13 protein-coding genes are annotated in these 13,970 nt (G+C 74.1%); 6 read left to right on the top strand and 7 right to left on the bottom strand.

Annotated elements, in window-relative coordinates; all coding sequences use genetic code 11:
* Window positions 1–27 precede the first annotated feature (27 nt).
* The 6 genes from PVK74_RS23905 to eccCa all read right to left on the bottom strand — a co-directional run bounded on the left by PVK74_RS23905 (window position 28) and on the right by eccCa (window position 6,350).
* The gene (locus tag PVK74_RS23905) at window positions 28–336 is read right to left on the bottom strand and encodes a WXG100 family type VII secretion target (protein WP_043327078.1); all 309 of its coding nucleotides are present in this window, start codon (window positions 334–336) and stop codon (window positions 28–30) included.
* 212 nt (window positions 337–548) lie between these two features.
* Window positions 549–818, bottom strand: coding sequence for a hypothetical protein (locus PVK74_RS23900; protein WP_043327079.1), 270 nt, complete (start codon window positions 816–818; stop codon window positions 549–551).
* Window positions 819–830: 12 nt separating this feature from the next.
* Complete coding sequence (locus PVK74_RS23895) at window positions 831–1,559, bottom strand: hypothetical protein (RefSeq protein ID WP_043327081.1); 729 nt, start codon at window positions 1,557–1,559, stop codon at window positions 831–833.
* Window positions 1,560–1,590: 31 nt separating this feature from the next.
* On the bottom strand, window positions 1,591–1,884 hold the full coding sequence (locus PVK74_RS23890) for a hypothetical protein (protein ID WP_274477250.1): 294 nt from the start codon (window positions 1,882–1,884) through the stop codon (window positions 1,591–1,593).
* Window positions 1,885–1,900: 16 nt separating this feature from the next.
* Entirely contained in the window at window positions 1,901–2,311 is a 411-nt protein-coding gene (locus PVK74_RS23885; protein WP_069087834.1) for a YbaB/EbfC family nucleoid-associated protein, read from the bottom strand.
* Window positions 2,312–2,384: 73 nt separating this feature from the next.
* On the bottom strand, window positions 2,385–6,350 hold the full coding sequence (gene eccCa, locus PVK74_RS23880) for a type VII secretion protein EccCa (protein ID WP_124778897.1): 3,966 nt from the start codon (window positions 6,348–6,350) through the stop codon (window positions 2,385–2,387).
* A gap of 170 nt (window positions 6,351–6,520) precedes the next feature.
* Here eccCa and eccD point away from each other — a divergent pair, with 170 nt between their 5' ends.
* Complete coding sequence (gene eccD / locus PVK74_RS23875) at window positions 6,521–7,918, top strand: type VII secretion integral membrane protein EccD (protein WP_064448608.1); 1,398 nt, start codon at window positions 6,521–6,523, stop codon at window positions 7,916–7,918.
* Here eccD and PVK74_RS23870 read toward each other — a convergent pair.
* A complete protein-coding gene (locus PVK74_RS23870) occupies window positions 7,902–9,074 on the bottom strand; it encodes a type VII secretion protein EccE (protein ID WP_064448609.1) in 1,173 nt (390 codons plus the stop codon). The genes eccD and PVK74_RS23870 overlap by 17 nt on opposite strands.
* 161 nt (window positions 9,075–9,235) lie before the next feature.
* On the opposite strand from PVK74_RS23870, the gene eccB reads away from it, so the two are divergent.
* The 5 genes from eccB to PVK74_RS23845 all read left to right on the top strand — a co-directional run bounded on the left by eccB (window position 9,236) and on the right by PVK74_RS23845 (window position 13,947).
* Entirely contained in the window at window positions 9,236–10,705 is a 1,470-nt protein-coding gene (eccB, locus tag PVK74_RS23865; RefSeq protein ID WP_166455750.1) for a type VII secretion protein EccB, read from the top strand.
* A 115-nt stretch (window positions 10,706–10,820) separates the two neighbouring features.
* Window positions 10,821–11,192, top strand: coding sequence for a hypothetical protein (locus tag PVK74_RS23860; protein ID WP_030503518.1), 372 nt, complete (start codon window positions 10,821–10,823; stop codon window positions 11,190–11,192).
* Window positions 11,185–12,465 carry a WXG100 family type VII secretion target gene (locus PVK74_RS23855; protein ID WP_064448611.1) on the top strand — a complete coding sequence of 427 codons (1,281 nt, stop codon included), beginning with the start codon at window positions 11,185–11,187 and terminating at the stop codon, window positions 12,463–12,465. The genes PVK74_RS23860 and PVK74_RS23855 overlap by 8 nt, the downstream gene beginning before the upstream one ends.
* A gap of 107 nt (window positions 12,466–12,572) precedes the next feature.
* On the top strand, window positions 12,573–12,968 hold the full coding sequence (locus PVK74_RS23850; protein WP_043330706.1) for a hypothetical protein: 396 nt from the start codon (window positions 12,573–12,575) through the stop codon (window positions 12,966–12,968).
* Between the two features lie 145 nt (window positions 12,969–13,113).
* On the top strand, window positions 13,114–13,947 hold the full coding sequence (locus PVK74_RS23845) for a hypothetical protein (RefSeq protein WP_064448627.1): 834 nt from the start codon (window positions 13,114–13,116) through the stop codon (window positions 13,945–13,947).
* The last annotated feature ends 23 nt before the right edge of the window (window positions 13,948–13,970 follow it).

Below are 13,970 nucleotides of genomic sequence, written 5' to 3'. Positions count from 1 at the left end.
GATTCCTCCTCTGCCTGTCTTCGCGGATCACGGGTTGAGAGCAGCGTGGAACTTGTCCAGCATCTGCTGCTGCTCTTCGTCGTTGACCTGGTGCGTGGTGCCCGACTTGTCGAGCAGGTCCGCGATGTTGTCCATCGCGGTCAGCAGCTTGTTCGTGTCCTCGGTCCAGCGAGTCATCAGGCTCTGGAAGCCCGTGGACGCCTGGCCCTTCCAGGCCATCGCGAGGTCGTCGACCACGTTCCACAGCTTCTTGAGCTCACCGTCAACCTCGCTGCGCGTGGACCGCACGTCACTCGCGGCGGTGTGCAGAGTCGCTGCACTGACCTCGAACGCCATGCTTCACACCCTTCCGTCTTTTGTGGCGGCGGTTCCGCCGCGCCCTCCCCCGCGGCAAGGCGAACACACCCCACCGACGGACACTTCATCCGAACCGTAGCGGACGATGTCCAACCCGCGCAGCCCTGCCGGCCCATCGACGTACTCCGACAGCCCGGAATCGGCAAGGCGATCCGGCGCTGTCCGTACGAGTTGGACGGTCCGTCCCGAGGTCAGGGCCGCTCACGTGCGGCTTTGACGATCGTCGACACACCGAAGGCCAGCACCGCGACCAGCAGTACCACCACGATCCACAGCAGCGGCTTCTCGAACGCGCGCTCGAACGTCAGCACCAGCAGCGCCGCGCAGGCGCTCAGCGAGACCACCTCGGCGGCCCGCCGCAGCCGCGCCGAGCGGGTCAGCACGGCGAACAGCATCAGGAGCACGAAGACCGGGATGGTCAGCAGGACGTACAGGAACAGTACGAAGATCAGAGTGTCCATGCCCCGCTCCCGTCACCTGTAGAACGCGGAGTCCCGAACCCAGTCGATCTTGATGTCCTTGATGTCCGGGTCGGAGCCGGCGGGCGCCCAGCCGGGCCGGGAGTCCGCGGTGAACGTGAACCGGCTGTCCGTGTGGAACGCGGCCATCAGCGCGTGCAGCAACGCGCTGATCTCGCCGAAGACCAGGACCAGGATCGCGGCGGTGGCGGCCAGGCCGGCGATGCCGATGGCCTGGGCCAGCGCGGTGGTCGCGGGGAAGAACTGGAGCGCGATCGAGGCGATCACCGCGACCAGGATCGGCATGAGCGCCTGCGCCAGGCCGGACACCGCGTCGTTGTACGCGTCCCGGGCCGCGGTGAGCGTGTCGCGGTTGGCGGCGAACGCCTCGGCCAGCGAGTTGATCTCCGCGCCGAGCTTGCGCATGAACTGGTCGAACGCGTCCCGGTCGTCGAAGTCCCACTCCGACGCCTCCGGCGGGACCGCCGCCATCGCCGCGCCGAACTGGTCCGCGCCGAGCAGGCGGGCCGCCTCGTCCCACTTCTTGATGGACTCGTTCACCTGCTGGTTGTCGAAGGACTCCAGGTAGAGGATGGTGCCGATCAGCGCCGCCGAGGCGGCGATCCAGACCAGGTTGCCCCGGGCGATGGCCGCGGCCGACCGCACCGGCGCCGTGGTCTGGGCGACCGACACCGAGCCGGTCACCGTCCCCGAGGCGTTGGCGATGAGGATCTCCGGTGGCATCAGGCGTCCTTCCCCTGGCGGGCCCAGCCGGTCACTTGACCACCCAGGGCTGATCCGACTTCTCCCAGTTCTGCGCGCTCTGTTCGAGCTGCGCGGCGGCCTTGCGCAGATGCTCCGCGCCGGTGCGGACGTTGTCGAGGTGCCCGTCCACGGCCGCGTTGTGCCGCTCCACCGCCCCGGTGCCGAACCAGCTCAGCGCGCCGCCGGGCAGCTTGACCTCGGCCAGCAGCGCCTCGACGTTGCGCAGGTACTGGATCGGCCCGTCCGGGGCGTCGAGTATCCGGCTCGCCTTCCGGATCGCGTCGACGTCGACGGTGTTCGGCATCGTCGTCCCCTCTCGCTCAGCGCCGCAGATTGCGGGTCGGGTCGGACAGATCCACCCCGAACTGACGGAACCAGTCCTCCGGGGTCAGCGTGCCGTCCTGCGCCCGGCGGACCGTCTCGGAGTCGCCGAGCATCTCGCCCAGCATCTCCCGCTGCCGCTCCTCGAAGGCCGCGTACGCGGCGTCGATCGCGGCCTGCATCGACTCGGCCAGGGAGAAGCTGTCCAGCCGCATGGCCCGCGCGTTCAGCTCGATGCCGCCGACCTTCATGTCGCCGTCCACGGTCACCCGCACCAGCCCGTCCGGGCTCTCCCCGGTGACCCGCAGCTCCGCACGCTGCCGCTGGAGCTCGGCCAGCCGCCGCTGCTGCTCCTGCGCCTGCCGCAACAGGCCCTCCAGGGCTCCACCGATACCCGACGGGCTGCTCAACTCCGGCTCTCCCCGTAATCGCGACGATCGATCGGGCCGACGCTACCGGAAGTGACGCCCGCCGTCCGTCCCGTCAGACCGGTTCCGTCCAGGCGGTCTGGATCAGCTGCTGGCCGTCGCGGCGGCGCACCAGCGTGCCCCGGCCCGGCGGCTGCGGGGTCGGCCGCAGGTTGCCGAAGACCGCGCCCTCCTCCCGGCTGCCGGACATGAGCAGTCCCGGCGAGTCCAGCTCACGCAGACGCTGCAGCACCGGCTCGTACAGCGCCCGGGCCACACCACCGACCCGCCGCGTGACGATCAGGTGCAGGCCGATGTCCCGCGCCTGCGGCAGCAGCTCGTGCAGCGCGCTGAGCGGATTGCTGCCGCCGGAGGCGACCAGGTCGTAGTCGTCCACCAGGATGTAGAGGTCCGGCCCCTTCCACCAGCTCCGGTCGCGCAGCTGCGCGGTGGTCACGTCCGGGCCGGGCAGCCGGTTCTGCAACGCGCTGCGGATCGAGCCGAGACCCTGGCTGAACACCTGGTTCGACGGCGCGTAGTCGAGCAGGTGGTCCCCCTCGACCGCGCCGAGCAGGCCGCGCCGGTAGTCGGCGATGACCAGCCGCGCCTGGGCCGGGGTGTACCGCTCGGCGATCCCCCGGGCGATCAGCCGCAGCAGGTTCGTCTTGCCGCACTCGGCGTCGCCGAACACGGTCAGGTGCGGCTCGCTCGCCAGGTCCAGGTGGACCGGGGCGAGCGCCGACTCGTTGACGCCGATCGGGATGCCCGGCACGGACCGGTCGACCACCTTCGCCAGCTCGGTGACCGCCAGCTTGCGCGGCAGCAGCCGGACCTTCGGCGCCGGACGGCCCGGCCAGTTCGCCGCGACGTGCCCGGCCAGCGCCACCGACGCCTCGGTCAGGTCCTCGATGTCGCGCTTGCCGTCGATCCGCGAGATCGCGGTCAGGAAGTGCAGCTTGTCCCGGGTCAGGCCGCGACCCGGCGCGCCGACCGGCACGTTCTGCGCGGCCCGCCGGTCGATCTCCGACTCCGACGGGTCACCGAGCCGCAGCTCCAGCTTGGTGCCGAGCAGGTCCCGCATGTTGATCCGGATCTCCGCCCAGCGCACCGCCGTGATCACCACGTGGACGCCGAAGCCGAGGCCCCGGTTGGCCAGGTTGGTGATGGTCTGCTCCAGCTCCTCGTACTCCTGGCGCAGCGTGTTCCAGCCGTCCACCACGAGGAAGACGTCACCGAACGGGTCGTCGGCGAACTCACCGGCCGCGCGGCGGCGCCGGTAGCTGGCCACCGAGTCGATGCCGTGCTGGGTGAACCGGTTCTCCCGCTCGTCGATAACCGCGACCACCTCGGCGACCGTCCGCCGGACCGCCTCGGTGTCCCGCCGCCCCGCCACGCCCGAGGTGTGCGGCAGCCCGTCCAGGCTGCGCAGCGCGCCACCACCGAAGTCGAGGCAGAAGAACTGCACCTCGCGCGGCGTGTGGGTGAGCGCCAGCGAGGCCAGCATCGAGCGCAACATCGTGCTCTTGCCGCTCAGCGACGCGCCGACGATCACCACGTTGCCGCCGGCCCCGGCCAGGTCGACCATCATCGGGTCGCGGCGCTGCTCGTACGGGCGGTCCACGATGCCGACCGGCACGGCGAGCCGGCCGCGGCCCGGCCAGTCGGCGGTGGTCAGGCCGTACGTCGGGTGCACGCTCAGCTTCGGCAGCAGCTCGGCCAGCCCGGACGGCTCGGCCAGCGGCGGCAGCCAGACCTGGTGTGCCGGCTTGCCGCGGCCCTTGAGCTGGTCGATCAGCACGTCCAGCATGGCCACCGCCTTGCCGTCGCCCGACTGCTCCGGCTCCGGCGTGGCCTCCGCCGGACTCGGCAGCGCCGGCGCCGGCACGTAGTCGATGCCGTACGGGACGATCCGCCGCTGCACCTGCGCCCGGGTGGAGCGCTGCGCCTGCCCCGGCGCCTGGTACGGGCCGGACACGTACGCCGCACGGAACCGCAGCATCGTGGCGGTGTCGGTCTTCAGGTAACCGTGACCCGGCGCGCTGGGCAGCTCGTACGCGTCCGGCACGCCCAGCACGATCCGGCTCTCCACCGCCGAGAACGTGCGCAGACCGATCCGGTACGACAGGTGCGTGTCCAGGCCGCGCAGCTTGCCCTCCTCCAGCCGCTGCGAGGCGAGCAGCAGGTGCACGCCGAGCGACCGGCCGAGGCGGCCGATCATCACGAACAGGTCGATGAAGTCCGGCTTGGCGGCCAGCAGCTCGGAGAACTCGTCACAGATGATCAGCAGGCTCGGCATCGGCTCCAGCGGCTCACCGGCCGCCCGCGCCTTCTCGTAGTCGTAACGGGAGACGTAGTTGCCGGCCGCCCGCAGCACCTCCTGCCGGCGGTTCATCTCACCGGCGAGCGCGTCCCGCATGCGGTCCACCAGCGGCAGCTCGTCCGAGAGGTTGGTGATCACCGCGCTGGTGTGCGGCAGCGCGTCCAGCGAGGCGAACGTCGCACCGCCCTTGAAGTCGACCAGGACGAAGTTCAGCTCCTCCGAGGAGTGCGTCACGGCCAGCGCGGCGACCACCGTACGCAGCAGTTCGCTCTTGCCGGAGCCGGTCGCGCCGATCACCAGACCGTGCGGGCCCATGCCCTCGTGCGCGGACTCCTTGAAGTCCAGCTCGACCACGTTGCCGTCCGGGCCCAGGCCGAGCGGGATGCGCAGCCGGTCGCGGTGGCTGCGCGGCCGCCAGGTCTGCCGGACGTCCACGGTGGCCGCGTCGCCGACACCGAGCAGGTCGGGCAGCTCCATGCTGCGGGCCAGCGGCTCCTCGGTGCTCGCGCCCTGCTGCTGGGAGAGCCGGAACGGGGCGATCTGCCGGGCCAGCCCCTCGGCGGCGGACAGGGACAGCCGGTCCGGGCTGCCGAGCCGGGACGTGGCGGTGCCGCGGACCAGGTCCAGGCCGGTGCCGTCGCCGGCGTCCAGGCAGAGCAGCCAGCGCCCGGCGTCGCGGGGCACCGTGCCGGACAGGTCGACCACTGTGGTGCCGAGCAGGCCCGGCCCGGTCAGCGCGCAGGTCGCCGAGACCTCGCCGCCGTCCAGCACCACCACCACGTGCGGCGCGGTGGTCAGCGGCTTCGCCTCCGGCGCGAACCGGGGCCGCCCGCCCAGCTCCTGGGCCAGCGCGGTCTCCGCCTCGTCCAGCGCGGCGAACACCATCCGGCGCGCGCCCGCCGCGTCGGTACGCCCCGGGTGCTGGGCGTGCGGCAGCCACTTCACCCAGTCCCAGACCGGCTGCCGGTCCGGCGCGGCCACGACGACGACCAGCAGGTCCTCCGGGGCGTGGAACGTGACGAGCTGCCCCAGCGCGGCCCGGGCCAGGTCGAGCACCGGCTCCCGGTCGCCGCGCAACGCGATCCGGCTGAACGCGCGCAGCGACAACGCGGTCGGCAGGTCCGGCACGCTGGAGTGGGCCCGGACGAACCGGCGCAGCGCGATCGCGCTCATCGGCTCCAGGTCCTCCACCGGCTTGGTCTCCGGCGGCACGATCTCCACCGCCAGCCGCTGCGGGCCGAGCGCGATCCGCACCTCGCCGAAGTCGTCCTCGGTGATCCGCCGCTCCCACAGCCGGCGGGAGGCGGCGATCGACCAGAGCGCGTCCGGCTCCGGGTGCCGCCAGGTCATCGCGGCGCGCTGCTGCTCGGCGGCCCGGCGGGTGCGCTTGCGCATCTGCGCCAGGTAGCGCATGTAGTCGCGCCGCTGCGCGTTCAGCTCGGCCTTGTCGTTGCCGCCATTGCCGAGCGTGCCGATCGCCATGCCCAACATGGACACACCGAACAGGCCACCCGCGACGTACGTCATCATGCCGCCGCCGCGGCCGGCGTAGAGGAAGGCCATCGCGCCGACGCCGCAGAGCATCGGCAGGATCATCAGCACCTGCCCCATGCCCTTGGCCTTCGGCTCCGGCAGCTCGGGCGGGGACTCCAGCAGCACCTCGCCGCGCGGCAGCGCGGGCCCCGGTTGACGCGGAAGCCGGCGGAACACCACCGTACTCACGGCTCTCCCCTCCCCAGAAGCGGCCCTGATCGTGGTCTGCCACCGCCGGTGAGCGTCGGGTGGGCAACCTGTGCGACCGCCATCGTAGGTAATCTCCCGGAGGCGTCGTGGACCCGTGGGGGCGGCGCCGTGGGCCGAGCGGATCGTTTGCGAGCAACGAGGAGGCCACTGTGGCGACGAAGACGGCGACCGGTGGGCTGAGCCGGATCACCATCGTGGCGCCACGTACCAGGATGGATCTGGCGCTGCCGTCCGACGTGCCGCTCGCCGACCTGCTGCCCACGCTGCTGCGCTACGCGGGCGAGGACCTGGCCGACGAGGGTGTGCGGCACGGCGGCTGGGCCCTGTCCCGGCTCGGCGGCCAGCCGCTCGACGGTGGCCGTACCGCCGCCCAGCTCGGGGTCCGCGACGGCGAGGTGCTCTACTTCAACCCCCGTGCCGCGACCGCCCCGGAGATCGTCTTCGACGACGTGGTGGACGCGGTCGCCACCTCCACCACCCAGCGGGCGGGCGCCTGGCAGGTGGGCACCACGCGGGCGTTCGCGGTCCTCCTGGCCGCCTCCGCGCTTGCCGGCGGCGCGGTGGCGGCGCTGTTCACCGGCCCGCCGCACCTGCCCGGCGCGGCGGCCGCCTTCGTGGTCGCGGTGGCGCTGCTGGTCGGCGCCGCGGTGCTGTCCCGGGCGGCCGGAGACAGTCGCACCGGCGCGGTGCTGGCCCTGGTCGGGATCGGCTACGCGGGCGTCGGCGGCCTGCTGGTGCTCGCCGGTGAGCGGACGCTCGGCGAACTGGCCGCCCCGCACGTCCTGCTCGCCGGCACCGCCGTGGTGGTGTTCGGCGCGATCGCCGCGCTCGCCGTCGGCGACCGCCTGCCGCTGTTCCTCGGCGCGGTCGGCGTGGGGGCGGCGGTCGGGCTCGGCGCGGTGCTCAGCCTGGCCTTCGGCATCGGCGCGGCGGCGTCGGCGGCAGTGGTGGCGACAGTCGCCTTCGGCGCGCTGCCGGCGCTGCCGATGCTCGCCTACCGCCTCGCCCGGCTGCCGGTGCCGTCCATCCCCACCGGGCCGGACGACCTGAAGACCGACACCGAGTCGGTGGACGGGCCGTCGGTGCTGCGCAACAGCGAGCGCGCCGACGGTTTCCTCACCGGCCTGCTCTGGACCGTCTCGCTGCTGGTGCTCGGCGGCGAGGTGGTGCTGGCCGAGGACGGCCGCCTGCCGGCGGTCCTGCTCTGCCTGGTCCTGGCGCTGCTGTCGCTGCTGCGGGCGCGCCCGTTCCTCGGCCGCGGGCAGCGTACGCCGGTGCTGCTGTCCGGCACCGTCGGCCTGGGACTGGTCGCCGCCGCCACGTTCGCCGCCGGCTCGCTGGCGGTCCGGCTCGGGCTGGTCCTCGGCGGCCTGGCCGTGGTGGCCGTGATCAGCCTGGTCTACGGCCTGACCGTGGCCGGCAAGCGGATCTCGCCGGTCTGGGGCCGGACCCTGGACATCGTCGAGATCCTGCTGATCATCGCGCTGGTGCCGCTCGCCGTGTGGGTGTGCGGGATGTACGGCTGGATCGTCAACCTTCGACCGTGACGGTCCCCATCGCCGTGCCGACCGGCGCGGTGGCGTAGACGCCGGGACCGTGCTGGCCGTCCAGCGGGCGGGCCGGCACACCCGCGCGCCCGGCCATGTCCCGGACCGCCTTCACCAGCGCCTCGGCGTGCCCGTCCATGGCCGCCACCCGCAGCAGCGGCGGAACCCGCCGGCCGCCCGGGAGCACCACGGCGGCGACCGTGTGCGACGGCGCCGAGGTGGCGGTGACCGCGTCCACGAGCGCGCCGAGCGAGCCGTTGGGGCGTACCCGCAGGGCCAGGCAGCGCTGCGTCCAGCCGCCCCCGCGCACGCTGGTCCACGTCTCCACCGGCGCCTCCGGCGCCAGGTCGAGCCCGGCGCCGGACACCACCGCCGCGTGCAGCTCGTCCCGCCCGAGCACGCGGTGGCCGAGACCGGCGGCGTTGAGCGCCTTGCCGAGCCGGCCCACCCCGGCCGCCACCGTCCGGTGCACGCCGCGCAGGCCGCCGCCCCGGCTCACCGTTTCGGCCCGCGCGTCGGCCACCGACAGTCGCAGCGCCACCCACACGGTCCGGTACGCCGACGGCGGCGCGCCGGGGGCCGGGTACCAGACCAGCGTGTGCGAGACGACCTGGGTCTGGGTGACCGGGCCGGAGAAGTCGGCGAGCACGGCGAGCGCGCGGTCCACCACGGCGGCCTCGATCGAGCCCGCGGGCGCGCCGGGCCGGCCGGTGAGCGCCAGCGCGGCGAACCAGCCCCGGTCGTCCTGCCCGATGCCGAGGCGGGTGCCGCGCTCAGTCAGCTCCACCACTGTCAGTTCCGGGGCGAGCGCGGCCAGCCGGGGGTCGCCGCCCGGCGTCGCGCCCCGGGCCCGGTCGCGGCGGCGGCGCAGCCGGCGGCGGAGCATCAGGTCCTCGTACCACCATCGGCCGCCCCGGCGCGCGAACGCCGCGACCACTGCCAGCAGCGCCAGCCCGCCCACCACCCCGAGCAGCCAGGGCGGGCCGGCGGTGGCGAACCAGACCGCCAGCGCGGCGCACTCCACCACGACGAGCTGCCCGACCACGACCGGGCCGAGCCGGCCCCGGCGGCGCTTGTCGGCCGGGGTGACCGGCCGGTCCACCGGTACGGCGGGGGCGGTGGCCGTACGACCGGGTGGCGCCTGCAGCTGCGTCATCGGTGAGCGTCCCTTCTGGACATCCTGGACATCCGCCGGCGGGGTGCGGCGTTCGGGCGGCGGACGGGGTCCGGCGCACCCCCGGTGGCCCCTTATCGTAGGGAAGCCCGCGACGCCGCTCGGCCCTGTCGTCGTTGGACCCACCCCGCCGGAGGTTAGTCATGCGGACCCGCCGCGATCAGGTCCAGGCGTACCGCTTCGTCACCCGCCGCATCGTCTCGGCGCTGCTGTCGGGCGACCCGGAGACCAACGACCTGCCGATGCGCCGCCTCGGCATGGCGGTGTTCGGCAGCGTGATCGCGGCCGCCGTGGTGCTCGGCGGGGTGGGCGCGTACGGGCAGCTCACCAGCAACTCGGCGCCGCTGGAGCCGAACACGCTGGTGATCGAGCGGGAGACCGGCGCGACGTACTACTTCGGCGAGGACCGGGTGCTGCGCCCGACGCTCAACTACGCCTCGGCGCGGCTGATCGTCAACGACGCGGCGGCGAAGCCCCGCACCATGTCCCAGGCGTCCATCAAGGACCGGCCGCGCGGCCGGCTGGTCGGCATCGTGGGCGCCCCCGACGACTTGCCGGACCGCAAGTCCCTGGTCGGGCTCCCCTGGTCGGTGTGCGACGTGCCCGACCCGAACGACACGCAGCGCTCCACCACGCACCTGGTGATCGACCGGACGCTGCCCGGCGGCACCGCGCTCACCGACCGGGCCGTCGTGGTGCGCACCGGCGACGCCCGCTACCTGCTCACCGGCGGCTCGCGGCTGCGTGTCGCCGGCGACGACCAGGCGCTGGTGGCGTTGAAGATGGCCGGCGTCACGAATCTCACCGTCGGGCAGCAGCTGCTGAACGCGGTGCCGGTGGGCCCGGTGCTGCGTAAGCCCACGATCGACGGGGACGGCGGCGCGAGCGGGCTCACGGTGGGCGGCCGGCCGGCCCGGATCGGCCAGGTCTACCAGGCGGCCGGCCAGTACTACGTGCTCACCCGGCAGGGCCTGGCCACGGTCCGGGAGGTGACCGCGCTGCTGCTGCTCGGCCGGGGTGGCGAGGTGGCGCAGATCACGCCGGACGAGGCGGGTCGGCTCCTCACCGACCAGCGGCTGGAGCCGGACGGCCTGCCCGCCCGGCTGCCGACGCCGCACGAGGTCCGCCCGGGGCGCACGGTGCTCTGCGCCACCTACCGGCCCGGCCCGCCCGGCCAGCCGCCGACCACCACGCTTGAGGTCTTCGACTCCCCGCCGGCCGAGCTGACCGAGGCGACCGCGATGCCCTCGCGGCAGGGCGGCCGGGACGCGGTACGCACCGCCGAGAACGTGCTGCTGCCCGGCGGCAAGGGCGTGCTGGCGCAGGCCACGGCCGGAGAGAGCGGCAAGCCGGCGGCCGGGTCGACGGTCTACCTGATCACCGCCCAGGGCATCCGCTTTCCGCTCGGCACCGCCGGGGGCGACGCGAAGAGCGCCCTCGGGTACGGCGACGTGACCCCGCTGGCCGTACCCGCCTCGCTGCTGGCGCTGGTGCCGACCGGCCCGACGCTGTCGCGCCAGGACGCGATGGCGTACTTCGATGCCTCGACCCCGGCGGCGCCCACCGCGACCCCCTCCACCGGCGGCGCCGCGGCCCAGGTCCAGGGCGGTTGACCGGCCCCGCCCGGGTCCGATGTGGATGGGGCCTGTCACGGGTCGCCCGGGTTGGCGCGTTTCGACTAACCTGAGTGCGGCGAAGGTTATCGACGATGACTACGGGGATGCAGCCATGACGGGGCGCACGACAGTAGACGTACTGTCCCTGGAGGACTTCCACCAGCGACTTGAGCGGCGGCTGGACGAGGCGGAGTCGGTGTTGCGCAAGCTGAACACCCAGATGCAGTGCCGCCCGCCCGCGCTCGGCACGTTCACCGACGCGACCGACAACGCACGTCGCTACTCCGAGACGCACCAGAGCTACGTCAACCACGTCGACCGGCTGCGCCGGGCGATCCTGGCCGCCCGCGAGGCGACCCACAAGATCATGACGAACTACAAGACCGCCGAGGCCCGCAACGCCGCCGCCGCGGCCGACATCGCCGCCGCCCTCTCGGGGCTGAACGAGGCGATGAAGCAGCCGAAGGAGGACCCGCGTGTCTGAGTACACCCGGCGCTACGAGCACGTCAGCCACGAGGAGCTCTACCAGGGCGTCAACGCCGGCGACCCGAAGCAGATCGAGGCGCTCAGCGCCCAGTGGACCTCCCTCAAGAGCACGCTCGACGACCTCGGCCGCGACCTCACCGCCGACCTGGAGGCGCTGTCCAAGAGCTGGACCGGCGACGCCGCGCGCGAGTTCACCAGGCGGCTGGACATGGTCGTGCGCTACTCCGGCAACCTCGCCGAGGGCATGACGGGCATCCGGCAGGGCCTCGACATGATGTCCAGCGAGCTGCGGGCCGCGCAGTCCAAGGCGGAGAGCCCGGAGAAGACCGACGACAACGACAAGCTGCTCTCCGGCGCCGGCAAGGGCTTCCTGCTCGGCGGCGCCCCCGGCGCGGTGATCGGCGGGATCGTCGGCCACCAGCAGGACAAGGCCGAGCAGGAGAAGGCGCACCAGCGGATGGTGCAGGTCGTGGCGAAGCTCGCCGAGGGCTACGACTTCTCGGCGTACGGCCGGATCGTCGTGCCGGACCCGCCCGAGGTCGAACTGCCCGGCAACACCAGCAACGGCGACCCGACGCTGCAGAACGGTCCCTCGGTCAAGACGCCGTCGTCCGGCCCGAACCTGGGCAGTTTCGGCCCGGGAGCGAGCGCCACCGCCACCACGTCGGGCGTGCACCACACGGCGCCGACCAGCGGCACGCCCGGTGCGGGCGCCCCGGGCGCGGGCACACCGGGCGGCAACCCCGGCGCGGGCGCTCCGGGCTCGGTCACCACCGGCGGAACCGTCGACCCGGGCGGCACCTCGCTGGCCGGCGCCGGCCCGTTGACCGGCACCACCGGCGGCCCGACGATCGGCGGCAGCGCGGGCTTCGGCTCCGGCGGCGGCCCCGCCACGATGACGGCCGGCGGGGGCAGCGGCGGGCTCTACGGCGCCCCCGGCGTGCTCAGCACCGGGTCGCTCGCGGGCACCGGTCCCAACTCTGCGTCCTCGGCCCGGTTCGGCGGCGCGCCCGGCGCGGAGAACCGCGCGGCGGCCGGCACCGGCCGGCTCACCTCCGGTCGCGGCCTGGTGGTCGAGGCCGGGGGCAGGTCCGGCGAGCGGGCCGGCGGCACCGGGCGGCCCGCGATGGCCGGCCGTGGCGGCGTGCTCGGTGGTCGCGGCAGCCACGGCGACGACGAGTCCGACGGCCGGCTGACCTGGCTCACCGAGGACGAGATGGTCTGGGGCGACGGCGACGGCGCTCCGCCGCCGGTGCTCGGCGGCAACTGACAGCGGCATCGAGGCAGCGGTCCGTCCACAGCGACCCGTGGGACGGCTCACGTAACCAGCAAGATCTTTGAGCTGCGAAATCGTCCGCTGACCGATAGGTTGAATTGGTGCTGCCCGTAGCGTTCGCCCCGTCCACCTGGACGGCGACGCTGCGCCGGATCGCCCGCACGGCCGTGGCCGGCCTGGTGCTGATCGTCGGCCTCCAGGGCATCGCCGCCGCACCCGCCCATGCCACCGTGACCGAGCAGTCCGTCGCGGTCACTGTCGCCTCCGCCGCCGCGCCGAGCGTGATCGCGTCTCCGGTTCCGGCCGAGGTCGGCCTGACGACGGTCGCGGCGGGCGGCACGACGGCCGACGGCGCGCCGCGGTCCACCTCCGGTCCCGCCGCCGACGCGGCCGGCACCGAATCCACAGCCGCCGGGCGGGTGCCCGGCGTCGAGGCCGTCGCCGTCGCCGACCCGGCTCGGGCAGCCATCGCCCGCCGCGGTCCGCCGCGCGCCTGACCGGGCCACCTTTCCGGTACGCCCCGGCGCGGCCACACCTGCCGCACCCGCGCGCCCTGCCGCGTCTCCGTAGCGAGACGCACCCACCCGGATGACCGGGCCACAAACCGTTGTTCGTCAGTCGTTCCACCTTGAGGTGCTGGTGATGCAGACCGTCTTCTCCACCGTCCTGCCCGACGTCCCCGCTGCCGCCGTGATCTGGCTGGCTCTGCTCGCCGTGGCCGCCACAGTGGTCGCCGCCCTGATCGTCCGCCCGTCCCGGTTCCGCTCGGAGCTTGTCGACCGGATCAGTGACGCCGCCCGGCCGAGCAGCATCGATCAGGCCGAGCGGGCCCGCGTACAGGATCGGGAGCGGGACCGGTACGCCGACGAGGTGGCGGTGGCCGCCGCCCGCGCGGCGGCGACCGCCGAGCGGAGCCGGACGGAGTGGCTGACCGCCCAGGAGGAGGCCGAGGCGGCCTGGCAGGCGTACCAGGCGGCGGAGGACGACGTGCGGCGCCTGGCCGCCGCCGCGGCGCTGCCGCTGCCCCGGACCGCCCGGACCCCGGCCGAGTACGCGGACCGGGAGCGCTGGCTGCACCGGGCGGCGATGGACGCCCAGTGGCGCAACGAGATCACGGTGCGGCAGCTCAGCGACATCCTCGGCGGGAACGGCTGGGACCCGAGCCGGCACCCGGTGGAGCAGGAGCTGCTGCTGCGCCGGCTGGTTCGGGACAACCTCGCCGCCCGGCACCGGGCCGCCACGCAGCGGGAACAGGCCGCCTGGCAGGCCGCCGAGCGGGCCGCGGCGGCGGCGCAGAGCCTGCGCGACGAGGCGTTCGCGGCGCTGCACCCGGCCCCTGAGCCGCAGGCGGAGCTGTCCATCGTCGGGTTCGCCGGGCCGGAGACCACCCGGGAACTGCCGACCGGTTCGGCCGCCGTCGACATCACCCGCGAGCTGACCCCGGTTGCCCGGGGACGGGCGGCCGTGGCGGCCTGAGCGCCCCGGGCCACGACCCGGGG

Source organism: Micromonospora chalcea, assembly GCF_028768405.1.
Taxonomy (GTDB): domain Bacteria; phylum Actinomycetota; class Actinomycetes; order Mycobacteriales; family Micromonosporaceae; genus Micromonospora; species Micromonospora chalcea.
The sequence above is the reverse complement of the archived record's forward strand: the minus strand, read 5'-3'. Positions and strand labels throughout refer to the sequence as shown.

What these genes read in the sequence shown, in the direction of transcription:
- PVK74_RS23870 (WP_064448609.1), bottom strand. Translation starts at nt 9,074, where the DNA reads ATGACGCAGCTGCAGGCGCCACCCGGTCGTACGGCCACCGCCCCCGCC.
- PVK74_RS23845 (WP_064448627.1), top strand. Translation starts at nt 13,114, where the DNA reads ATGCAGACCGTCTTCTCCACCGTCCTGCCCGACGTCCCCGCTGCCGCC.
- PVK74_RS23860 (WP_030503518.1), top strand. Translation starts at nt 10,821, where the DNA reads ATGACGGGGCGCACGACAGTAGACGTACTGTCCCTGGAGGACTTCCAC.
- PVK74_RS23900 (WP_043327079.1), bottom strand. Translation starts at nt 818, where the DNA reads ATGGACACTCTGATCTTCGTACTGTTCCTGTACGTCCTGCTGACCATC.
- PVK74_RS23895 (WP_043327081.1), bottom strand. Translation starts at nt 1,559, where the DNA reads ATGCCACCGGAGATCCTCATCGCCAACGCCTCGGGGACGGTGACCGGC.
- PVK74_RS23905 (WP_043327078.1), bottom strand. Translation starts at nt 336, where the DNA reads ATGGCGTTCGAGGTCAGTGCAGCGACTCTGCACACCGCCGCGAGTGAC.
- PVK74_RS23890 (WP_274477250.1), bottom strand. Translation starts at nt 1,884, where the DNA reads ATGCCGAACACCGTCGACGTCGACGCGATCCGGAAGGCGAGCCGGATA.
- eccB (WP_166455750.1), top strand. Translation starts at nt 9,236, where the DNA reads ATGCGGACCCGCCGCGATCAGGTCCAGGCGTACCGCTTCGTCACCCGC.